The sequence below is a fragment of the Parendozoicomonas haliclonae genome, from assembly GCF_900174585.1.
Lineage (GTDB): Bacteria > Pseudomonadota > Gammaproteobacteria > Pseudomonadales > Endozoicomonadaceae > Sansalvadorimonas > Sansalvadorimonas haliclonae.
The window spans coordinates 85,369-106,998 of sequence record NZ_FWPT01000002.1 but is presented as its reverse complement, the minus strand read 5'-3'; the positions used below and the strand labels follow the sequence as shown (position 1 = coordinate 106,998).

The following is a 21,630-nucleotide window of genomic DNA, read 5'->3' as shown; positions in this document are numbered from 1 at the left end:
CGTATATCCGTTGTGATGCAGCGGCGTATGATGCCTCACTATTCATCCCCGAATTCCCCTTATGTCAGCCCGGTGAGGTCAGCATGTCCGAAGTCCAGTTGAATGATGCCCCGCGAGATGTTCAGGAAGAACAATTGGCACGTATGGTTTTGAGTGGCCGCGTACTTTGGCACCTCTGGCATCAGGCTCCACGGGCAGAAGTTCTGACCGAGCTCGGGGCATTTCTGGATGAATGGCCGCTGGGCGAAGAGCGTACCGATGTGCAGGTGGGGCTGACAAAAATGAAGGCCGGTATCTCAGCGGACAGCAAAGCTCTGGCTATGGATTATGCTGATCTGTTTGTAGGGCCAGACGCTCTGAAAGCCGCGCCATGGGGTTCTGTGTATCTGAACGAAGAGCAGAGCACTTTTGGTGAAACCACTCTGGCGGTGCGTAAATTCTTCCGTGAGCACGGTATGGAAATTGAGACCGGTGAACGTGAACCGGATGATCATATCGGCCTGATGTTTGCCTTTATCGCCTGGCTGGGCGAGCAGGGCCTGGAGCAGGAAGAACATGAACCTCTGCAACCTTACTTCTGCTCACTGCGTACCTTCCTGGAAGATCATCTGATGACCTGGGCACCACGGCTGTGCGAGCTGGTCGAACAGCAGGCAGAAACCGAATTCTATCAAGGGCTGGCTCAGCTGACCGCAGGTGTGCTGGCTGAAATGGCGAGTATGACCGGTGCTGATATCAAACCGGCAAGGCTGTATCGCTGATGAGCGAAGGCGTAAGCCGGCGCGGACTGTTCCGGATGCTGGGCGGGAATGAAGCGAAAGCGACATCTGTCCCGGATATTCCAGAAGCCTGTCCACCCTGGGCACGGGATAATCGCAGCTATCTTGCCTTGTGCGAACGCTGTGACCTGTGTCGTGAAGCTTGCCCGGAGCGGCTGATCCGATCTCTCGACAGTCCCGACCCTGCTTTGAATGGCATTGCAGTCCTCAATCTGGATTACGGACAGTGCACTTTCTGTGGCGAGTGCGCAGATGCTTGCCCGACAGGCGCTCTCGATCGTGAACAGGGAACCAAAATACAGGCTCAGGTCAAATTGGCTGGCCCCTGCGACCGTATACTAGGCATGCCCTGTGATATGTGCGCAGACAGTTGTACTGAGCAGGCAATTACCTTGCTGGAGCGCAGTGCTCCAACAATCAATCTGGAAGCCTGTACAGGCTGTGGAGCCTGTGCGCTGTCCTGTTACAGCCGGGCGTTGACTATGGAAAAGCGGCCAGCCTGATACTGAGCCGGTCTGTTATTCGGAGAGACACAATGGGATTTGGTGGTATCAGCATGCCCCAGCTGCTGATTATTTTGATGATTGTTGTATTCCTGTTCGGCACCAAGCGTTTGAGCTCCATGGGTGAAGATCTGGGCGGTGCGCTGAAGGGCTTCCGCAAAGCAGTAAAGGATGAGCCTGAGGCGGAAACCAAAAAGGTTTAAAGTGATTTAAGATCAATCACTGTTAATAGAAGACAACTGTCTGTAGTATTTGATGGATTAGGTTCCTGAAATCTAATCCATCAAATACTAATAATAATTATAAATAAACAATAAACTGTATTCTAAGGACTGAAAAATGCAGGCAGACGCATCCAATTCCCCCGTTGGACAACCATCTAATAACTCCGTTGATGTAAAGCAGGATCCCGGCCATCAGACTGCGATGGTTGCCTATATTCTGCTGGCGGCAGGTTTTGTCTTCGGTATTACCTTCATCATTGGCGGTATCATTGGTCTGATTAAAAAAGACGAATCCGGCTATGGTGAGTTTTCCAAAAAGCACTTTGAATTTATCTGGAGAACCTTCCTGTTCAGTGCTATTTGGTCGGTGGTTGGTCTGATTACCTCCTTCATTTTTATTGGTTATGTGGTTCTGGTGGGTAACTTTATCTGGACTCTGTACCGCGTGATCAAAGGCATGCTTAAGTTCTTTGATGACAAGACTGTTTAATTGCAGTTGATGTGTCAGGAGCTGATTGGCTCCTGACAGTGATACGCTTACCTTTCCATCAGTACCTTCAGGCACACCAAGTGACTTTGTTGCTGCGATGAGAGACTGGCAGTGCTTGTCCCGCCATTTCATAGTCAAATTATGTACAAGCTTGATGGTTTGCCATTTTTGACAGACATATTGAGTTTTGCATCACCTGTAATACAAATTCCCGGAACCACCTATGGGATGGCGAAGTATCATATTTTGGATGCCAAATAAGCCAGTATTTATGATTCGGGACATGTATGGGAAGTGGTGAGTATGTGATTGGATATTTTTCTCTCATCCCATGAGCAATATGCATTGGGATCGTCAACAGCATCTCAGACTGGGAAACAGTTTCGAGGGCTGATGTGAAAAAAGGAACTGAAAACTGAATGCGTCTCTTCAAACCGTGAGCTGACAACGAGATATCAACAAAACTGTCTTTATCACCACCACCGGTTACAGATACATGGCTATAGCTGCAATACTCTCGACAGCTGATTTTCTGCTTAAGGGCAAGAGGGTGGCTTTTGCTCATAACACAGACAGGAAGATCTTCTCCAATGAGTGTTCCACATAAACCGCTTGGGATATCAGGGAGCATAGTTGAAACGAGATGGATATCTCTTTCGATAAGTTTGCTGATTTCTGTTTGAGACCATAGACGATAAATGATATCGAGCATTGGAGCTTCAATGCTGAGTTTTTTTACCAGCTCCGGCATAAAAAATTGCGCGATATGATCAGAGGAGGAAAATACAAACTTATCTTCCCAGGATTTGTGATCAAATAGTTCGGGCTCAATTAAATTTTCAAAATCATTCAGTAGGCAGTCAATCTTAAATTTGAGCTGTATTGCTCTCGGTGTAGGTAAGAGCTTATTTCCTTCACGTATGAGTAGTTGATCATGAAACAGTTCTCTTAATTGTGTCAGCTGTCGGCTCACACCAGACTGGGTGATATGTAGTCTCTCGGCAGCATTGGTTACATGGCACTCTTCTATAAGAACCTGAAAGGTACGTAACAGGTGTAAACTGCTGCTTTTCATGCGAGCTGACATTCCATTAAAAACATACCGATAGATCCCGTTCTGTGCTGACAAGCCTAGAGATATTGTATGGGATGCTCCATCAGCCCTGAGTAGGTAATCTTACTAGCATCTGCTGTGAAAGATTGCTTTGTATCAAAGGTGTGATGTTAATCTAGAGCAGGTTAGGTATTTTATTTTTTAAAATAAAGTCTAGAAAATTAAAGTTTTGGTTAGTGGTGGTGAATTGCTGACTTGTGTCAAAAGGGATTCAATTAAAATTTGTGTTTGATTCAGGTTCTATTTCCCTCGAAGCCTCAGTATTTCTCATGTTTTCTCAATCTATGACTTTTCGTCATTGCGGTAATGAAAAAAAAAGGTTTTTCTCTAAATAATTAAGGCTGTCAAATTACACCATATGTTGTGTGACTTGGGATTAACACGCCACGTGCTCTTGCCGTAGTTCATTTAATGCCCGGTTTTGGTTTTCTATATGGTGTTAGATTGATATGTCAGAAAAAATCCTTTCTGGTGCTTTAAAATGTATTGATAACGAATTTGCATCACCGAAGATGAGTGATGGCTTTAGTAGTCGTGAGTTGGATCCAGTTAGAAAGTTTCATAGCCAGTTGCCTGGATACAGCCGCACACCTCTGCACGCATTAGATGGCCTTGCCAAACAGATCGGTGTTGGAAAAATCCTGTTAAAGGATGAGGATTACCGATTTGATCTGAATGCTTTTAAAGTTCTTGGTGGATCGTTTGCAATTGCGAAGCTGTTAGGAAAGAAATATGGCCTCGCAGATAGTGATCTGACCCTTGAGAATATCAAAAAGCATATAGATCAACCGATGACATTTACTTCAGCCACTGATGGAAATCATGGCCGTGGTATTGCCTGGGCCGCTGAAAAGTTAGGTCAGAAAGCTGTTATTTATATGCCAGTTGGTACAGCAGCAGAACGTATCAAAAATATTGAGAACCTTGGTGCTGAGGTTATCGTAACTGACTGCAATTATGATGATACAGTCCGTATTGCATACGATACCTCCTGCAATAACGGGTGGGAATTTATTCAGGACACTGCATGGGAAGGTTATACAGATATCCCTCTCTGGATCATGCAGGGCTATGCGACCATTGTTAGTGAGAGCATTGAACAGTTTGATGAGGCTGGGCTGGTTCCAACTCATATCATTCTTCAGGCTGGTGTAGGCTCAATGGCTGGAGGCGTTCTCGGTGCCTTTGCTAATCATTATGGCCCGGGAACTCTTACCAGTCTGATTGTTGAGCCAGAAAAAGCGGATTGTATCTACCGCTCCGGTAAAGCTGGCGATGTTGTTTATGTCAGTGGTGAGCTTGATACGATTATGGCCGGACTGGCTTGTGGTGAGCCGTGTACTATTGGCTGGGATATTCTGAAAAATAATGCAACTGGCTTTTTCTCTTGCGATGACTCATTGGCCGCAACGGGTATGCGCATTCTGGCCAACCCTGTTCCAGGTGATAGCAAGGTTGTGTCCGGAGAGTCGGGAGCTATCGGAATAGGTGCATTATATGCATTGGCCAATCACCCTGATGGACAGACTGTTATGAAGCACTTTGGTCTGGATAGCAATTCTGTGGTCTTTGTTCTAAGCACAGAAGGGAATACTGACCCGGTGAATTACCAAAAGGTTGTCTGGGGTGGTAGTCATTCCGCTTCATTTTGATTGAATCATATTACAACTTTCTTTTTATAAAGCTGGGTTGCTGGTTCTTAATCATTGAACTCAGCTTTATGAAGTTATAAGTATCAGCTTTCGTTTTCAGGTCAAGGTTTTATTTTTTAATAAATCTATTGCAGTCTGACAGGTTGGGAAAACATGGTAGCTATTTCAAAAGAACTGAATCAAGAAATGATCGCATGGAGACACCATATTCATGCGAACCCTGAAATTGGTTTTAGCGAACATCAAACCGCACTTTTTGTTGCTGAATTGCTGAAGAGTTGGGGTATTGAAGTTCATGAAGGTATAGGCGGTACTGGTGTTGTCGGTGTATTGCAGCGCGGCTCTTTTGCAGGAAAGAAAGCAATCGCTCTGCGAGCGGACATGGACTGCATTCCCATTCAGGAAATGAGTGATCTGCCTTATAAATCTAAAAATGACGGGTTTATGCATGCCTGTGGTCACGATGGTCATACTGCCTCTTTGCTGGGTGCCGCGAAATATCTGGCCACAGAGAGTGATTTTGAAGGAACGGTCTACTTTATCTTTCAGCCTGACGAAGAGCATGGTCTCGGAGCTCTGGCGATGATGAAAGACGGACTGTTTGAAAAGTTTCCTGCCAATGAAGTTTATGGATACCACAACCTGCCAGGTCTGACTGCTGGCAAAATAGGCATGCGCTCCGGTGGTGTTATGGCGAGCGAGAACCTGTTTACGATAAATATCTATGGTCGTGGCGGACATGCATCCTCACCACACATGGTGAAAGACCCAGTCATGGCGTCGACTCAGATTATTGCCGGTCTTCAGACGATTGTTTCAAGAACAGTAAATCCACTGGAAACAGTTGTTATCTCTGTCACTGAAATTATTACGGATGGTGCTCGTAACGTAATTCCTTCACAAATTACTATAAAAGGTGACTACCGCACCTTTAGTACAGAAAATGTCGACCTGGTTGAAGAGCGCATGAACCAGGTCGTCAACAGCATCTGTGCAGCGTATGAAATTGAGGGCGATGTGGATGTGTCGCGTGAATTTGTTGTGTCCTACAACTCCCCAGAGCCTACCCAGGCTGCAGAGATTGCGGCAACTGCTCTTGTTGGTGATGAGAATGTGATCAAAAATTACGAGCCAAAGAGCTTCTCGGAAGACTTTGGATACATGGCTGATGCGGTGTCTGGTTGCTATGTATTTATCGGTAATGGCACGGAAGGGCAAGAAGGATTAATGCTTCATAACCCTCGATATACCTACAACGATGAAATCCTTCACGTTGCAGCAGGCTTTTATAGCCAAATCGTTGAACAGCAATTGTCCTGAGTAGTGATTCATTAATTTGACAGTGATCGTTACTTAAAAATCAGACCAAACCCTGTTGTTCTGACAGGGTTTTTGAGGGTGCGAGAATGGAATTTATAGAATACTTGAATGGTATATTCTGGGGATTTCTTGTTGCTACAGTCCTTTTTGTAGCCGGCGTGTATTACTCCGTTAAATGTCGGCTTCCTCAAGTACGTTACTTTAAAAACCTGTTTACCAACTTTAAGAAAGAAAACTCCTGTGAGGGCGGAATTTCTGGCTTTTCTGCCCTTTGTGCAGCATTGGGGGGACAGGTTGGTACTGGTAGTTTGGTTGGTGTTGCTGCCGCCCTTTTCTCTGGTGGACCAGGCGCGATCTTCTGGATGTGGGTAACAGCCGTTTTAGGCATGGTTATCTCATTTGCCGAGGCGGTTTTGGCACAGCTCTTCCGTAAGAGTAATGGAGATGGCACCTATCGTGGTGGTCCGGCCTATTACATTACCTACGGCATGAACAATAAGCCTTTGGCCCTGCTGTTTTCGGCCAGCATTATTCTTGGCATTGGTGTTATCTATCTGATGATTCAGGGTAACTCCATTGCAATGGCGGCTCATGGTGCCACCGGTATTGACCCTCTCTATGTCGGAATCATGCTGGCTATTCTGGTTGGTGTCGTCGTTTTTGGCGGCGTTAAAAGACTTGCTGAAGTGGCCTCTTATCTCGTGCCATTTATGGCTGCGATTTATATCTCCTGTACGCTGTTTGTCATCCTGTCCAATTTTGAACTGATTGATGATGTCTTTCAGTTGATCATGACCCAGGCTTTCAATTTTGACTCTGCCGCAGGTGGTGTCGGCGGATACACTATTGCGCTGGCGTTCCGTTTTGGTCTTGCTCGTGGTTTGTTTTCTAATGATGCGGGTACCGGTACTGCACCAAGCATGCATGCGACCGCTGTAGTAAAGCATCCTGTGAACCAGGGCTTCTCTGCGATGCTGGGTGTATTCTTCACCACCATCATTGTCTGCAGCTGCACAGCATTCACCATTCTAATCACTGGTGCCATGGATTCCGGCACAACTGGTATCGTTCTGGTTCAGGAAACCTTCAGTGTGGCTTATGGTGAATATGGCAAGTTCATTGTTTTTGCTGCCATTTTCCTGTTCTGCTTTACAACTGCGCTGGCCGATATCTATTACGGCGAAGTGAACCTTCAGTGGTTTACAAAGAATGTAAACGTTATTACTGGATATCGTGTGATTGCACTGGGACTGATTGTTCTGAGTGCCCTGGTGTCGCTTGATTCCTTGCTTGTACTGGTCGACTTCGTGTTGGCGATCATGGTGTTCCTGAATGTGACGGCCTTGCTGTTCCTGGGCAAGTATGTGTTCTTTGCCCTGAAAGACTATGACCGCCAGATTGCATCTGGAGTTAAGGTTCCTGAATGGGATTATTCCATTGATGTAACCAAGGTTGATTTGAATGTTGAGGCTCGCACGGTGTCTACCACCAAGAGCATTGTTCAACCGTCATAAGCACAAAAATTTATATCAAGAGTGAATTGTCAGGTAATAGTGATGGGATAGGGGCGTGAAGATGGCCAACCAATTCCAGCTGTTATCTGAGTTATCAAGTTGGCGCGCACAATTAGACAGGATTTTTGAGTGAAACTTATCAACGCCGAAAAAGCTCCAAAAGCAGTAGGTCCATATTCACACGCTGTTGTTGTAAACAATACTTTGTATATCTCTGGGCAGTTGCCACTTGATCCAGAAACCATGCAGTTTGTTTCTGATGATGTTGCGGAGCAGACCGTACAGAGTTTGGCTAATCTGCGAAGTATTTTGGAAGAGTGCGGTGCAACTGAGAAAGATGTGGCGAAAGTGACAGTGTTCCTGGCCAATATGGATGACTTTGGGGTTGTTAATGGAATCTACACCGAATTCTTTGGTGACCATAAACCTGCACGTTCCTGTGTTCAGGTGGCCAAGCTACCGATGGGAGCCAAGGTTGAGATAGAAGCTATTGCCTTGATTGGTTAAGTTCTAGCTTGATAAAGAGAAAGCTCACAGGGAATGTGGGCTTTCTCTTATTTAGAGATGCGTGGTGTTGGAACTCTAACTATCAATCAATACCTCTTGCAGCTCCTGCCAAACCGGATTCTTTTTATCCCAGGGCCGCGCCGGGTTTTCACCCTTCTCTACCGCCTGCCAGTATTTCCAGCCCAACGGCTTGTTGCCCATTTCATAGTCGTAGCCATCCCACTCATCCTCCCTGAAGGAATAGAAGGCCCAATGTATGCCTTGTTCTTCAAAGATATCCAGCAAGTCGCCCATATACTCTGACGTACCCGGATTCATCCGATAGGCGCCAAACTCGGCCGCCACAATCCGGCTGTCAGGAATGTTGTGTTTCTCCGCCCAGGCAAAAAACGGGTTGAGCCAGTTCTCTAAAGCCTGCTTATCCCAATGACTGACTTCACCTGCATAAGGAATGGAGCCCGGGTATGTGTATTGTTCTTTACCGGCCTTTTTGCGCAGGAAGTTGGAACGGTTGGTGAAGTCGAATGGTTCATACATATGGAAGGCATAGAGCACATTGCTGTCGTCCAGCTTCGGCCAGTAGGTAAACGCCAGCGGTTGGGCATACCAGCCGGCATCAACCATCACAGGCGTATAACTATCCACTTCCCGAATCGCGGCAATCACGGTGTTATAAAATGCCGGGAGATCACGGCTAGTGCCTTGATGCTGCTGATACCAGCTTTTATAGCGGGATGAATTTCCATGCTCAGCCAGACCGGTGCCGAACTCCGGAGTGGGTTCATTGATGATGTTGTAGGCAACAATGGTCTTGTTATCTTTGAGTTCCTGGGCAATATCCTGCCAATAACGGGCGGATTGCTGCCACCAGACTTTATCCTCCCACAGACGCAGGTCTTTTTTACCACCATTGTTCTGAGTCCAGCGGCTGCCTGGCAGATCCAGTGGTGCCAGTACGACTTTCAAGTGATACTTCTCTGCCCATCCCAGTACGGTTTTCAGGGTGTTCAGATCTTCTTTAACCAGGCCCTGATAGTTATCCAGATTACCGGCCAGAAAGTCCCGTTGTTGGCCTTTCCATTTGCCAAAGGTTACGCGCACCCATTCGACATCCGCTTTGGCGGCCGCCGCAAACCAATCTTCAGTAGGGGTTTTATTAAACTGATTGGTACCATCCTGTGGGGTGTTCCAGAAGGTAGCCTTGCTGGCCAATGCCATACTCACGGCCGGGTGTGTGCTGGCAAGAACCAGAGTGAGTAGCGCCAGATATCTGCGGAATATTTTTGTTTTCACGTGCTCTTTTGCTTTGGTTATGCAATTGCTGAACTAGCGACCATAACACTGAGCAACAGTTGTCTTTTATTGGGGATTGCCGACGTATTCTTTTAATTGTTCGGGATGTTGTTTTGGTGTTTCTAAATTAGTTTATGCTAATGTAGCGTTAAATCAACAGACCTGTTAACTGAGGAAAACAAAGTGGCTGTAAGTAAAGTGGTCTCTGTGACCTGCGAGATGGGCGACACCTTCCGTATTGATGGTCAGCTAGGTAACCACAAGTTGGTGATTGATCAGCCCAAGGCGGCTGGTGGCCAGGATGAGGGCCCAACCCCTCTGGACTATTTCCTGTTCTCACTGGGAGGTTGTGTTGCCAGCATTGGTCGTATTGTCGCCATGCAGCAGAAGATTAATCTGCGGGGCATGAAAGTTTCTGTGGAAGCGGGTATGAATCCTGCCGGCCTGATGGGCAAGCCAACTGACGACCGGGTTGGTTTCCAGAACTTTGAAGTGAAGGCCGAGATTGATGCCGATATGACCGAGGAAGAGAAGAAAGCCTTTCTGGATCTGGTATGTGCCCGTTGTCCGGTGCACGACAATATTGCCAAAGTCTCCGTTGTTAAGCACACTGCTGTTGAGTCAGTTGCTATAGCGTAAAAAGGAATGTCTGAGCAGATCGACATTGATATCAAAACCATGCGGGCGAAAGCCCGCAATGTGGTGCCTCTCCTCAAGATGATCAGCAATGAAAACCGCTTGCTGATCCTCTGCCATCTGGGTAAAGGCGAGCATTCGGTGAGTGAGCTGAATGCCCGTTTTGACCTCAGCCAGTCGGCCCTGTCCCAGCATCTAGCCAAGCTTCGTCAGGATGGTCTGGTGAAAACCCGCCGGGATTCCCAGACCATCTATTACTCGTTGGCCAGCCAGGAAGCGGCTCGACTGATTGAGTTCCTGCACGGTGAATTCTGTTAAGACCAAGAAAAGCCGGTAAAAAACCTTTATGATTGCGGCCCAAGGCCAACCCGGGCTGCATGTGGGGGAAGCAGGCAGCCCAAATAACACCACAGGAGTTTGATTGATGAGCGCAGAGATCATCAGCGGCACCCAGATGCGTCAGGAAATCCTTGCGGAGCTGGAACACGAAGTCAAAGCCATGCAGGAACAGCATGGAACCGTGCCGGGGCTGGTGACCATTCTTGTGGGAGAAAATCCTGCATCGGTCAGTTATGTCACTCTTAAGGTAAAAACCGCTCTCTCTCTGGGTTTCCATGAGGTCCAGGATAATCAGCCGGAAGATATCTCCGAGCAGGATCTGTTGGCACTGATTGAGAAGTACAACAATGATCCGGCAATCCACGGCATTCTGGTTCAGCTGCCTCTTCCAAAACACATTAATGAAGATGCGGTAATCAATGCCATCAGCCCAGATAAGGATGTGGATGGCTTCCACCCGGTGAATCTGGGCAAAATGGTGATTGGTGGCGATCAGGTACGTTATCTGCCCTGCACACCGGCCGGTATTCAGGAAATGATTGTTCGTTCTGGTACTGAAACCGAAGGTGCGGAAGTTGTGGTTGTGGGCCGCTCCAATATTGTGGGCAAGCCAATCTCCGTGATGATGGGGCAGAAAGGCCCGGGTGCTAACAGCACTGTCACTATGGTGCATACCCGTACCAAAGATCTGGCGGCTCACTGCCAGCGCGCTGATATTCTGATTGTAGCGGCGGGTGTTCCCGGGCTGGTAAAGCCTGAATGGATCAAGCCGGGTGCCACTGTTATTGATGTGGGCGTAAACCGTATCGGTGTCAGCGAAGAAACCGGCAAAGCCATTCTCAGCGGTGATGTGGACTTTGAAGCTGCCAAAGAGATTGCTGGCAAGATCACCCCGGTTCCCGGTGGTGTTGGTCCGATGACCATTACCATGCTGATGAAGAACACTGTGAAGTCAGCCTGGTGGCATCTGCAGGAAAAAGTCTGAGTTCTGTCTTAGGGCGTGTTGAGGTTTTATGATGCGGCTCAGTGAGACTGGAAGCCGTTCATCGTTAGGAAGGCTTGTGAGAATAGTAGTTGCCCTACATTAAGCAAGCCTGACGCAGCGAGGGACGGCTTCCAGCCTCACCCGAAGGGCTTTCCCGAGAGCTTCCATGGCGTCGTTGCAGCGATTTGCAAGAGAACCACTATTCCTGCATCGCTGCGCCTAGCCCTGAAAACTCTCGGGAAAGCTGAGCGCGATCATAAAGCCTCAACACGCCCTAATACAATAAAGCCGCGTTAATCGCGGCTTTTTACTATCTGTTGATTACTCGGTCAGCCCTTCCCAGAAGGCTTTGGCTTTTTCCGTGACCGATGCTCCTTCTTTGCTGGCACCGTCGACCACATTCTCGGTGGCGTCTTTTACGGTATCAGCACCGCTGGAAACCGAACAGGTCACACGTTTGCCCAGGCATTTGGCTTTGCAGGTTCCCAGACCCTTATCATCACCAATATTGGTGACCTGGCACTGGGCTTCACACATATTCTGTTGCTGTTCGCAGGTCAGAATCTCGGCGCTGGCTATGGCTGGCATTAGCAAGGCCGCCAGAATCAGGGAACGTAACATAGTGATTCTCATGAAGTGTTCTTGAATGATCCTATCAGAATTCAAACCGGTGGGTTAGAACTGCCCCTTGTTCTAACAGAAACTGTAACAGCTTTTGCAGTTCCGGAGAGGGCAGGCGACTGCTGCTCCAGCACAGGCCAACATTGCGTGATAAAGATGGCCCCTGAAACGGACGCACAACCAGTTCCTGCCACTCTTCACTCATATACTGTGGCAGGAAGGATACACCAGCATTGGCCAGCAACAACTGTCGTACCATATCTTTAGTGGCGGCGCTGAGTGTCACCGAGGGTTTAAGCCCCATTTGCCCCAGAAGACCAAGTGTTCGATGGTGAGACTCACAAGGCGGGCAGACGATAAAAGCCTGTCCATCCAAATCACTGGTCTGCACCGATTCGAGCTGTGCCAGAGGGTGATCCCGGTGAGCGGTAAACATATAAGGTTCGGACCATAGGGGCTGGAACAGTTCATCACTATCTTTCATCACATCCAGAATGACCCGGGCCTCACAGGGCTGGTCATGACTCACTAGCGTGAGTGGGTTATCCGGAAACAGTGAGCGCAGCGTCTGGTAGAAGGCTGCGATCTGTCGTTGTGGCAGTTCCGGCATAATGCCCAGCGTCAGAGGCAGGCTGGTAGATGCCCCGGAAAACAGTTCACTGATCTGATCAAAATCCCGCAGGCTGCGCAAAGCGACCGGATAGAGTTGCTCTGCCGTACGTGTCGGGTGCGTGCCGCTGCGGGTGCGCTCAAACAGAACCTGACCCAAATCTTCTTCGAGGTGGCGGATGCCATTAGACAACGCGGGTTGAGAAATATGACACCGGCTGGCAGCCCGAGTCATGTTCTTCTCTTCATAGACAGCAACAAACTGTCGCAGGAGTTTCAAATCCAAAATGATGGTATCCCGGAAGGCAGGTTATAACTTTGTATAACCTGTGCTTATGGACATGATATGAAAACGGTATTTCAGCGAATAAGAGCCACTGCGTAGACTCACCGCGTCGAAACGTGAATGAATTCTACAGGAGATAGGTGGATGTCCAAGCCTCTCGTTGTTATTACCGGTGCAAGTTCTGGTATTGGTGAAGCGGTTGCCCGTCAGTTCAGTGAAGCCGGCCACCCACTGTTGCTGCTGGCCCGTCGTCTGGACCGCCTGGAAGCCCTGAAGCTGCCAAACACCCTGTGCCGGATGGTGGACATCACCAAGCGCGATCAGGTTGAAGCTGCTATCGCGGAAGCCGAGAAGGTGTATGGCCCGGTGGACTGTCTGGTAAACAACGCTGGTCTGATGCAGCTGGGTATGGCGCACGAGCAGGATCCTCAGGAATGGGACAACATGATCGACGTGAATATGAAAGGCCTGCTCTATGGTATTCATGCGGTTATCGGCGGTATGCGTGAGCGTAAAAGTGGCACCATTTTCAATATCAGCTCTATTGCCGGTATCAAGGGTTTCCCATCGCACATGGCTTATTGTGGCACCAAGTTTGGTGTGCACGGTATCAGCGAAACCCTGCGTGAAGAAGTGGCCGACGACAATGTACGTATTGTGACCATTGCCCCAGGCGCAGTGGAAACCGAGCTTCTGGGGCACACCACCTCTTCCGACATTATTGCCAACTACGAAGGCTGGAAGCAGTCTATCGGTGGTGCTATTGCCGCTAAAGATATCGCAGACAGCATCAGCTTTGTTTACAACATGCCGCAGAATGTCTGCATTCGGGAGCTGGTGATCAGCGCAACCCGTCAGCAGCCGTAAACACTGAATGGTATGAAAAAGCAGACTTCGGTCTGCTTTTTTTATGTCCGTCGAAAAATGAGTGAACTGTTGATAGTTGTTCTTGCACGCTAAGGTTGTTAATCTTTTATTCCAAGACGACTGGTCGGATTGAAATTGTGGCACGTCCAAGACGCAGTGAACATACACGACAGGAGCTGCTGGAACTCGGGGTTCAGCTGCTTTCTGAAAACGGATACAACGGTACCGGGCTAAAGCAGATTCTGGATGCGGCCGGGGTGCCGAAAGGTTCTTTTTATAATTATTTTCCCAGTAAGGAAGCCTATGCCTCGGAGATTATCGAGTTCTATATGGGCAACCTGCTGAAGATGTTCGATACGGTGGTGGCCAATCACACCGGCACCCCCTTGCAGATCATCCGGTTTACTTATCGGAATCTGATCGATTATCTGGGCAAAAGCCCGGTAAACGGAACCAGCTGCCAAGGCTGCCTGCTGGGCAATATGGCGGCGGAGATTGCTTCCAGCAGTGAACTGTGCCGACAGACCATGTGCTCTCTTTATCAGGAGTGGAGAAAGCGGTTTGCCGGTTTGATCAGCAAAGGGCAGAAGCTGGGTGAAATTCGTAATGATATGACGCCGGAAATGCTGGCTGACCTGTTCTGGAATCAGTGGGAAGGGGCGCTGCTGCGGATGCAGATTGAAGGTTCCACCACCGTGCTGGAAGATGCGCTGGAAATTACCCTGGAACGCTTTTTCCGACCCTGAATTGTTGTAGCGAAACGATCAAAAAACACGACAGCTGAAGGTTTGTTAAAAGCCCGCAAGCTGTACAGATTAATAACAAGACGACCGGTCAACTATAGAGGTGGCACACCATGACAACTGTGAGTTTAGATTCTCCCCTGACGCTGAAAAATGGCGCCGTGATCAAGAATCGTTTTTTCAAGTCAGCCATGAGCGAGCAGCTGGGTGATAGCAGCCATAACCCGGTACCGGGGCTGGCCACTGTTTACCGCCGCTGGGCGGAAGGTGGTGTGGGCTTGAATATCTCCGGCAATATCATGGTGGATAGAACCGCACTGGGTGAGCCCAAGAATGTAGTGCTGGATGAACAGAGTGATCTGGAAGGCTTCCGCCGCTGGGCCAGTGCGGCAACGGCCAATGGTACGCACTTCTGGGCGCAGCTGAATCATCCCGGCAAACAGATTCCGGCATTTCTGAACAAGGAGCCGGTAGGCCCATCAGCCATTCCCCTGGGTACTGGTCTTGAGAAGGTTTTCAATACCCCTCGGGCTTTGACTGAGCCGGAAATTCTGGAAGTGATTGGTAAATATGTAACCGCTGCGAAGCTGGCCAAAGAGGCTGGTTTCACGGGGGTGCAGATTCATGGTGCCCACGGTTATCTGGTCAGCCAGTTCCTCTCTTCCCGTCATAACCAGCGTACGGACCAGTGGGGTGGCTCTCTGGAAAACCGGATGCGCTTTGTGCTGGAAATTTATAAAGGTATGCGGGCCGCACTGGGTGATGGTTATCCGGTGGGTATCAAGCTGAACTCCGCTGACTTTATGAAAGGTGGCTTTACCGAAGAAGAATCCATGCAGGTGGTCAAGGCACTGGCTGATGCCGGAATCGACCTGATTGAAATCTCCGGTGGTACTTATGAAAACCCTTCGATGATGGGCTCCCAGAAAAACCGCAAAGAGAGCACCGTGCGTCGTGAAGCCTACTTCCTGGCTTATGCTGAGCAGGTGCGAAAGCTGGTGGATACACCATTGGTTGTGACCGGCGGCTTCCGCAGCAGCGTGGGTATGCAGGACGCGCTGAGTTCCGGTGCCACCGATATGGTTGGTCTGGCCAGACCGTTCGCACTGGTACCTGATCTGCCCAACCGGGCCATACAGGACAGTGACTATTCCTACACCCTCAGAAATCTGACCACCGGTTTTAAAACTGTGGATCGGATGACAGGCGTGGATCTGGTCTGGTACGAGCAGCAGATTCATCTGATGGCTGATGGCAAAGATCCTAAACCGGCTCTCTCTCCCTGGAAGGCAGTATGGGCGACTGTCTCTGGAATGGGCTATACCGCATTGAAAAAGCGCAGGGCCTGACAGCACTGTTAGTGGTTCTTGTGAGCCGGCTGCCAACCCTGCCTGTCTCTTGTCTATGGTGTTATCAGACAGGACAAAACGATGCAGGTTGGCGGCAGTTCTCAAACCACACAGTTTTCACTTCTAACAGCCAGTGATGCCGCACCACCGCGAGTTACAGCGGTTGTTGTTGGCAAGGGGCCGATAGGCCTTTTCTGCCATGAACAGCTGCAGGGGCTGGAGTTTGTTCACTCCGGTTCCTGTGCTGTGCCATTTCATTCCTGGATTGAACGGGGTCAGCGCCTTTACCAGACTGAAGTTTTTGATGCTATGGAGCTGACCAAACGAGGTCTGTACTACTGCGGAAACTGGTTCGACAGTTTCTGCTTTAGTGAGTTTAATGAGCCATCCCTATGCCTGCTGCCACAACGTAATGAAGACCGAAAGGTCGATACTCTGCTGATTGGGTTAACACCGGTAGGTGGCAGCTGGACAAGCTACCATTCGGAACAAAAGACTGTCAGCCCGCTCACCTATGTTGGTTTGCCTCATCATTCGATCGTGTCCTGGTACCAGAACAAGAAGCTCGGTTATGACCCACAAAAAAAACGGGAAAAGATTAGTGCGCCTGATCTTTGCCAGTATTACCGGGAATGTTATCCCGCATCTGAATCAGGCTCATTAAATGCCAGAGTGTGTCGGGCAACCCGCCTTCGGAATGAGGAATGGTTGCTGGATCTTTCATTGGCTCAACCATCCGGTGAGGTTATATCTCAACAGGTTCAGTGCCGCTATCTGGTGATGGCCTGTGGCAAGAATAATCCAAGGTTTCTGGGGATCCCCGGTGAAAAAGATAACAGTGTCGTGCACACGTCCCGTGATGCCAGAGAGTGGTTGTTAAAGGCAGATAAGCCTCTGCAGGTTTTGGTTATCGGGAAAGGCTTGTCGGCCGTGGATGTGATCAGTTGTGCCATGAACGCAAAATTGCAGCATCAGGTCACACATGTGATTCCTCCGGCGGGAAGCTATCCAAAGCGTATGCACTCGTCCAGTGGGGTGCTGGATCGTATTAAGGATCAAGGTGATGAATACCCGGATCATGCAAAGGTTTGGCAATACATTCATTACCCGGAAGCTGCTCCGCCCGGTTATCGGCAAATGCGGGATGTGCGGTTGCAAAGTATCCAAGAGCAGGAACATACCCTGCGTATGGCTTCCGGAGAGGAAAGTACAGAGCAGTTCGATCTGACAGCGATCCTGATCGGGAGTGATTCGGATTTTCCGGAACTCTATCTACAGCAGGACTTCGGAGATCAGCTGCTCAGGGACGATATGCAGGCAGTCAGTGAAGAACTGGATATCTGCACTATGGAAAGTCTCCATAAAAACCTGTTTTTTATTGGAATGTGTACCGGAGAACCTTTTCAGCGCTTCGGAAATGGTCATGGCATGGCTGTCGCAGAAACCATCAAAACCCGTGAATATGATCAGCCTGTCAGTAAAGACCAAACACAGTAATGGTTGCGACTCCCGTTCAGAGGCATATGATGGAGAGAGAAAACCGGAGAATGAAACAATGACACAGGTATCCGGCAGTTCCCATCTTATTGCAGCAACTGAGCTGATTGCCCGAGAGGCCAATGGCGATCAGCGGCCTGTCAACGTTCGTATCTATTCCGCCGAACCTGATCCATTGTCTGATAATGGAGATATGCGTTGCCGGATTGAGTTTACTGGCATACTCGAACCCTATTACACCTACGGCATTGATTCCCTACAGGCGCTGGGGCTGGCTTTTGCTTCGCTGCGTCGGGAGTTTGATTTGCTGGAGCACGAAGGCTGGGAGTTCTTCCACCCGGAAGATGACTCCGAACCAATGCCGTTTGCGTTTGTGTATTGTGGCGACGAGTCCGCCTGTCCCTGGCCGCTGGATGAGCTGGATGACGAACTCGATGATGCGCTGGATAAAGTCGAAAGCTGAAAGGCTTACTTCTTGATGGCCGACAGCACCACAAACTTATTATTGCTGGCTACGGTCTGGCAGTTGCCAAACAGGCGCTTGAGTTTGGCGTGATAGCCGAGATGGCGGTTGCCAACAATTCTCAGCTCACCCCCCTTCCTTAACACTTCATGGGATTGCTGCAGCATTCGCCAGGCGATGTGATCGCCCACAGTATTGCCCTGATGAAATGGCGGGTTGCAGACAATAATATCCGCAGAGTCTTTCGGGAAATCGGTCAGGCAGTCATTGGCCCGAAACTCGGCCTCACCCTGCAGGTTATTGGCAGTCCAGGATTCCTGTGCCGACTGCACAGACATATATGACTCATCAACAAAGGTGAGCTGCGCCTGTGGATTCTTCATAGCGATATGTACACCCAGCGCACCATTGCCACAGCCCAGATCAATAATATGGGCATCCTGCAGAGCTTCTGGGAGATGTTCCAGAAAGAACCGGGTACCGATATCCAGCTTCTGGCGGGAAAACACGCCCGCATGGTTCACCAGCTTCATACCGTTATGGTCAATGGTGCGCGGGTAGTTGAAGTTCACTGCCGGCAGAGCTTTATCAACGGTTGAGAAAATCAGCCGGGCCTTCTTTTTGGCCAAAGAGGTCTTCGTCGGGCCGAAGCATTGTTCAAACAGTTCCAGAGTTGAGGTGTGGATATGTTTGGCCATATCGGCGGCAATCAAAGTTGTGCCTTCCGGCACCAGCTCACGTAACACCAGCAGTTGCTCTTCCAGCAGGCAGGTGTTGTGGGGCAGCTTCATAAACACGGCAGAAGGGGCAATGTCTGGCCGGTTTGTGGAGGGCAGCCAGTCAATCTGTTTGCTGTCGATGCCATTTAACTCGGCATTGTGATACTGGGAGATATAACTGATCCAGGAGTTGTTCCACTGCACCGGTTGAGATGCTGCCAGCGCAACACCGAGTGCACCAAAGCTGTCGTTAATAATCAGTGGCTTCTGCGGCAGAGCCTGACCAAATTGCTCGTGAATGTAGGTCAGCAGATATTCGTCAGCGGCATCCCAGGCACGCAGGGTTTCATTTTTGCGCAGCGGCAGGCGCTGAAGCTTGAAGGTGCCGAAAGGGCAGGTCAGGGATTCCATGGTGTTACACAGTGGCCAGAAGAGTCAGGCGCGGGATTGTTGCACTAATGCTGATATCCCGCAACGCAGGACATTTGCGATACTCATCGGGTGATTTTTATGGTTGTTGATGAATGATGACGCTGTTGATTAAAGCCGGAACGCTGGATGATGTGTTGCAGATCGATGCTCTGATTCCGGAGTTTGATAGCCGCAATACCCGCAGCAAGCTGGAAGCCCGTCTTGAGGGTAAAGACAGTCTTGCCTTGATCGCCACGGTGGATGGGCAGTTGGCCGGTTATAAGTTGGGTTACGCTCTTTCCGATACGACATTTTACAGCTGGCTGGGAGGCGTGGCTCCGGCATTTCGCAAGCATGGGATTGCCACTCAGCTGCGTCTGCATCAGGAGGATTGGGCTAAAGAGTCGGGCTACACCGCCATTGAAGTGAAATCCATGAACCGCTTTCCCGCCATGCTGCAGCTGCTGATCTCCAGCGGTTATCAGATCGTTGGTTATGAGGAAGGGGCGCAGTTGGGTGACGGCAAGATTTCTTTTCGGAAATCTATAACCTGAACGGTAGGACCGTTGCCCGAAACCTGAATGAGTTTGAATTACTCGTTCTCCGGACTTGGATAGCAACACCGGAAAAACGTATGAAGGCATGTAGCAATAGGTGCCAGCAGAACCATAACTGGCATCAGGGTCTTCATCCGGTCAGCCAGAGCCACCTTGGTTGGCTCTGAGGCTTGATAAATCGCCATGCAGATAAAGGGCATGGTGATAGCTGCACAGATGCAGATGCTGCGGAAAAAGACCCGTGAATTGCAGTGGCTCTCGGGTTTTGGGCGAGATCTGGTCGGGCCAGGTGTCGGAAGCTCTGTACGTACATCCATATTGATTCCTGCCTGAAGTGCACTTATCGAAAGCCGTTTGGACACCCCCTTGCTTTGTTTATCTCCAGTTTGTGAGAAGCCATGTCCGAATAGTTATATTTTTCGGGTACTGGAGCTGGGACTTTCTATCATTAAGGGTATCTTCGCGCACGGATGCCCGTTATGCCTGGTGTAAACAAGACCGGAACCCCACAGGGCGTTCAGCCCCCAAGCGCTCAACCTGCCAGGCAACGCCATATCCTGGATCCCCGAAGCTGGGGAGCTCGTTTGGTATCTCTGGTTACTCGCAGCCGCCGGCAGACACCAACCACACAATCAGCGCAAACACCCACTACAAAGGCCAGGCCGCTGGAAAAGCGTGATATTCAGCAGGTGATTACAGCCCCTGAGATTGCCCAGAGATTGTTGGAGAAACGTCAGGAGCAGGACAGACCGGGCTCTGTTCAGGAGCCGACAGGGGAGAGTCTCAAGAAAGGAAAGATGACCAAATTCAGTGATCTCAGCTCCGGTACCTATGGTGTGACCGATACCGCTTTCCCCGGTCAGGCCGGACCGATACTGGTGCGCAAGGTAGCCTCCAAGGCTATAGGGGCCTCAAGCCTGCTGAATGGGGAAGCCAAGATTCTGAAAGGGTTAAGTCATCCCAATATCATTGAATCCAGCCCGGAGTTATCCAGCCGTGGCCGGTTGTTGATGGAGCATGGTGGTACAACCCTGACCCAGAGTATTCAGGCGGATATGCAGTCAGTTACCAGCCTGACGGCCTTTCAGAGATTAGAGCCGTCCAAACGGACAGCCTTTTTGAAAAAGGACCGGATGCATCGGAAGGCAAGATTTGAATCTTCGGCCACGCAGATCCTGAAAGGGCTGGCTTATCTGAAAAAACAAAATGTCGTCCATAAGGATATTAAGCCTGACAATATTCTGATTAACCCGGGGAATGGGCAGGTACGCATTGCAGATTTTGGCCTTGCGGAGAAACTGGGTGACAACGGTACGACTAAGGATTGCAGCGGTTCACCAGCCTATATGGCTCCAGAAATTTTTGCCCTGAGTGCCGGTGAGCGTAAAGCGGGATATGGACCTGAAGTGGATATGTACTCTGCTGGCTGTGTGATGTACGAAATGCTGACAGGAGGAATATTTGCGGCCCATCCTGTGATGAGACACCAGAAATATTCCAGCGACGAGTTGAGGCGGACTCTGGCACAAGAGATAAACCCCACGACGATCCCTATGCTCACCAAGGCTGATGCCCATCGTATGGTCACCATGCTTGCCGGTATGCTGGAGCGGGATCCACAGCAGCGGCTTACTCCCAGTGAAGCCATGTTTGTTCTGGCAACCGGCAAACGACCAAATCGAGAGGCATCGCCTCGTCCCTCGCAACAAGAGGCAGAGCCGGAGGGCACTATGGCAAGAGGCCTTCGCTGGTTAAAGAATGTATTTAATGGTTCGTAGCTTTTTGATTGATGTCTTTGCGATACAGGACAAATACCATGACCAGTATCGGAATGTTTTTGGTCAGCGGACCAAACGGATGTAGCCAGAACTCTGGGGCGATAATCGTTAGCAGCAGGGAATAGCTGATAATCACGATCAGCTGTATCAGATAACAGGCTTTCAATCGCCAGCCTGTTAGCAGCCACAGGCCAACGACCAGATCGAGAGCGCTGCCGGAGTAGATCGCTAAAGTAGCCAGCTTTCCGGTAATCCCGCCTTTGGCCAGAACCTCATAGCCAATCTCCATTCCCCAGAACGCGGACGTTAGCGCCGTTACTATCCAGAGAAAGGCCAGACTCCATCGGGCGGCCAGTTCCATTGGTTTATCCATA

The 21,630-nt window shown here is 49.6% G+C and carries 25 protein-coding genes; 18 read left to right on the top strand and 7 right to left on the bottom strand.

All coding sequences use genetic code 11. The annotated features are described in order from the left end of the window. The first annotated feature begins 83 nt into the window (after positions 1-83). The 4 genes from EHSB41UT_RS03820 (at position 84) to EHSB41UT_RS03805 (ending at position 1,996) form a co-directional block, all read left to right on the top strand. A complete protein-coding gene (locus tag EHSB41UT_RS03820) occupies positions 84-761 on the top strand; it encodes a TorD/DmsD family molecular chaperone (protein ID WP_087107088.1) in 678 nt (225 codons plus the stop codon). Continuing rightward, positions 761-1,282, top strand: a complete 522-nt coding sequence (locus tag EHSB41UT_RS03815; RefSeq protein ID WP_087107948.1) for a 4Fe-4S dicluster domain-containing protein — start codon at positions 761-763, stop codon at positions 1,280-1,282. Before EHSB41UT_RS03820 ends, EHSB41UT_RS03815 begins: the two co-directional genes overlap by 1 nt. 32 nt (positions 1,283-1,314) lie before the next feature. Further along, positions 1,315-1,485, top strand: a complete 171-nt coding sequence (tatA, locus tag EHSB41UT_RS03810) for a twin-arginine translocase TatA/TatE family subunit (protein WP_087107086.1) — start codon at positions 1,315-1,317, stop codon at positions 1,483-1,485. A 136-nt stretch (positions 1,486-1,621) separates the two neighbouring features. Then, positions 1,622-1,996 (top strand): DUF4870 family protein, encoded by a 375-nt coding sequence (locus EHSB41UT_RS03805; RefSeq protein ID WP_087107085.1) that lies wholly within the window; start codon positions 1,622-1,624, stop codon positions 1,994-1,996. A 139-nt stretch (positions 1,997-2,135) separates the two neighbouring features. Here the strand turns inward: EHSB41UT_RS03805 and EHSB41UT_RS03800 are convergent, their stop codons facing one another. Then, the gene (locus EHSB41UT_RS03800; protein ID WP_087107946.1) at positions 2,136-3,071 is read right to left on the bottom strand and encodes a LysR family transcriptional regulator; all 936 of its coding nucleotides are present in this window, start codon (positions 3,069-3,071) and stop codon (positions 2,136-2,138) included. Positions 3,072-3,559: 488 nt separating this feature from the next. On the opposite strand from EHSB41UT_RS03800, the gene dpaL reads away from it, so the two are divergent. From dpaL to EHSB41UT_RS03780, 4 genes are all read left to right on the top strand, one after another. Next, complete coding sequence (gene dpaL / locus EHSB41UT_RS03795) at positions 3,560-4,762, top strand: diaminopropionate ammonia-lyase (protein ID WP_087107083.1); 1,203 nt, start codon at positions 3,560-3,562, stop codon at positions 4,760-4,762. A gap of 153 nt (positions 4,763-4,915) precedes the next feature. Next, a complete protein-coding gene (locus EHSB41UT_RS03790; RefSeq protein WP_087107081.1) occupies positions 4,916-6,082 on the top strand; it encodes a M20 aminoacylase family protein in 1,167 nt (388 codons plus the stop codon). Positions 6,083-6,168: 86 nt separating this feature from the next. After that, the gene (locus EHSB41UT_RS03785) at positions 6,169-7,596 is read left to right on the top strand and encodes an alanine/glycine:cation symporter family protein (RefSeq protein WP_087107079.1); all 1,428 of its coding nucleotides are present in this window, start codon (positions 6,169-6,171) and stop codon (positions 7,594-7,596) included. A gap of 129 nt (positions 7,597-7,725) precedes the next feature. Further along, positions 7,726-8,103: a RidA family protein gene (locus EHSB41UT_RS03780; protein ID WP_087107077.1), complete on the top strand. Its 378-nt coding sequence runs from the start codon at positions 7,726-7,728 to the stop codon at positions 8,101-8,103. Between the two features lie 75 nt (positions 8,104-8,178). Here EHSB41UT_RS03780 and EHSB41UT_RS03775 read toward each other — a convergent pair whose 3' ends face one another. Beyond that, positions 8,179-9,396 carry a glycoside hydrolase family 5 protein gene (locus EHSB41UT_RS03775; protein ID WP_207626559.1) on the bottom strand — a complete coding sequence of 406 codons (1,218 nt, stop codon included), beginning with the start codon at positions 9,394-9,396 and terminating at the stop codon, positions 8,179-8,181. A 183-nt stretch (positions 9,397-9,579) separates the two neighbouring features. Between EHSB41UT_RS03775 and EHSB41UT_RS03770 the strand changes: the two genes are divergently transcribed. The 3 genes from EHSB41UT_RS03770 to folD all read left to right on the top strand — a co-directional run bounded on the left by EHSB41UT_RS03770 (position 9,580) and on the right by folD (position 11,356). After that, complete coding sequence (locus EHSB41UT_RS03770; protein WP_087107076.1) at positions 9,580-10,035, top strand: OsmC family protein; 456 nt, start codon at positions 9,580-9,582, stop codon at positions 10,033-10,035. A 6-nt stretch (positions 10,036-10,041) separates the two neighbouring features. Next, a complete protein-coding gene (locus EHSB41UT_RS03765; RefSeq protein WP_087107074.1) occupies positions 10,042-10,350 on the top strand; it encodes an ArsR/SmtB family transcription factor in 309 nt (102 codons plus the stop codon). A 106-nt stretch (positions 10,351-10,456) separates the two neighbouring features. Continuing rightward, on the top strand, positions 10,457-11,356 hold the full coding sequence (gene folD / locus EHSB41UT_RS03760; RefSeq protein ID WP_087107072.1) for a bifunctional methylenetetrahydrofolate dehydrogenase/methenyltetrahydrofolate cyclohydrolase FolD: 900 nt from the start codon (positions 10,457-10,459) through the stop codon (positions 11,354-11,356). A 321-nt stretch (positions 11,357-11,677) separates the two neighbouring features. Here folD and EHSB41UT_RS03755 read toward each other — a convergent pair whose 3' ends face one another. Together EHSB41UT_RS03755 and EHSB41UT_RS03750 are read right to left on the bottom strand one after the other, a co-directional pair. Then, positions 11,678-11,977, bottom strand: a complete 300-nt coding sequence (locus EHSB41UT_RS03755) for a hypothetical protein (RefSeq protein WP_087107070.1) — start codon at positions 11,975-11,977, stop codon at positions 11,678-11,680. A 34-nt stretch (positions 11,978-12,011) separates the two neighbouring features. Next, positions 12,012-12,872 (bottom strand): LysR family transcriptional regulator, encoded by an 861-nt coding sequence (locus EHSB41UT_RS03750; RefSeq protein WP_087107068.1) that lies wholly within the window; start codon positions 12,870-12,872, stop codon positions 12,012-12,014. Positions 12,873-13,016: 144 nt separating this feature from the next. Here EHSB41UT_RS03750 and EHSB41UT_RS03745 point away from each other — a divergent pair, with 144 nt between their 5' ends. The 5 genes from EHSB41UT_RS03745 to EHSB41UT_RS03725 all read left to right on the top strand — a co-directional run bounded on the left by EHSB41UT_RS03745 (position 13,017) and on the right by EHSB41UT_RS03725 (position 17,791). Next, positions 13,017-13,739: an SDR family oxidoreductase gene (locus EHSB41UT_RS03745; protein ID WP_087107066.1), complete on the top strand. Its 723-nt coding sequence runs from the start codon at positions 13,017-13,019 to the stop codon at positions 13,737-13,739. 137 nt (positions 13,740-13,876) lie between these two features. Then, complete coding sequence (locus EHSB41UT_RS03740) at positions 13,877-14,485, top strand: TetR/AcrR family transcriptional regulator (RefSeq protein WP_087107942.1); 609 nt, start codon at positions 13,877-13,879, stop codon at positions 14,483-14,485. A gap of 110 nt (positions 14,486-14,595) precedes the next feature. Next, a complete protein-coding gene (locus tag EHSB41UT_RS03735) occupies positions 14,596-15,831 on the top strand; it encodes an NADH:flavin oxidoreductase/NADH oxidase family protein (protein ID WP_087107064.1) in 1,236 nt (411 codons plus the stop codon). 81 nt (positions 15,832-15,912) lie between these two features. Further along, the gene (locus EHSB41UT_RS03730; RefSeq protein ID WP_087107063.1) at positions 15,913-17,328 is read left to right on the top strand and encodes an NAD(P)-binding domain-containing protein; all 1,416 of its coding nucleotides are present in this window, start codon (positions 15,913-15,915) and stop codon (positions 17,326-17,328) included. A 58-nt stretch (positions 17,329-17,386) separates the two neighbouring features. Then, positions 17,387-17,791, top strand: a complete 405-nt coding sequence (locus tag EHSB41UT_RS03725) for a hypothetical protein (RefSeq protein WP_087107061.1) — start codon at positions 17,387-17,389, stop codon at positions 17,789-17,791. A gap of 5 nt (positions 17,792-17,796) precedes the next feature. On the opposite strand, the gene EHSB41UT_RS03720 is transcribed toward EHSB41UT_RS03725, so the two are convergent. After that, positions 17,797-18,921, bottom strand: a complete 1,125-nt coding sequence (locus tag EHSB41UT_RS03720) for a methyltransferase (protein ID WP_087107059.1) — start codon at positions 18,919-18,921, stop codon at positions 17,797-17,799. Between the two features lie 113 nt (positions 18,922-19,034). Between EHSB41UT_RS03720 and EHSB41UT_RS03715 the strand changes: the two genes are divergently transcribed. Next, a complete protein-coding gene (locus tag EHSB41UT_RS03715; RefSeq protein WP_207626558.1) occupies positions 19,035-19,475 on the top strand; it encodes a GNAT family N-acetyltransferase in 441 nt (146 codons plus the stop codon). A 38-nt stretch (positions 19,476-19,513) separates the two neighbouring features. Here the strand turns inward: EHSB41UT_RS03715 and EHSB41UT_RS03710 are convergent, their stop codons facing one another. Beyond that, positions 19,514-19,795, bottom strand: coding sequence for a hypothetical protein (locus tag EHSB41UT_RS03710; RefSeq protein WP_087107057.1), 282 nt, complete (start codon positions 19,793-19,795; stop codon positions 19,514-19,516). A 162-nt stretch (positions 19,796-19,957) separates the two neighbouring features. Here EHSB41UT_RS03710 and EHSB41UT_RS03705 point away from each other — a divergent pair, with 162 nt between their 5' ends. Further along, positions 19,958-21,256: a serine/threonine-protein kinase gene (locus EHSB41UT_RS03705; protein ID WP_165767136.1), complete on the top strand. Its 1,299-nt coding sequence runs from the start codon at positions 19,958-19,960 to the stop codon at positions 21,254-21,256. Here the strand turns inward: EHSB41UT_RS03705 and EHSB41UT_RS03700 are convergent. Then, positions 21,243-21,629 carry a DoxX-like family protein gene (locus EHSB41UT_RS03700; protein WP_087107053.1) on the bottom strand — a complete coding sequence of 129 codons (387 nt, stop codon included), beginning with the start codon at positions 21,627-21,629 and terminating at the stop codon, positions 21,243-21,245. The two genes, EHSB41UT_RS03705 and EHSB41UT_RS03700, sit on opposite strands and share 14 nt — an antisense overlap. Between the last annotated feature and the right edge of the window lies 1 nt (position 21,630).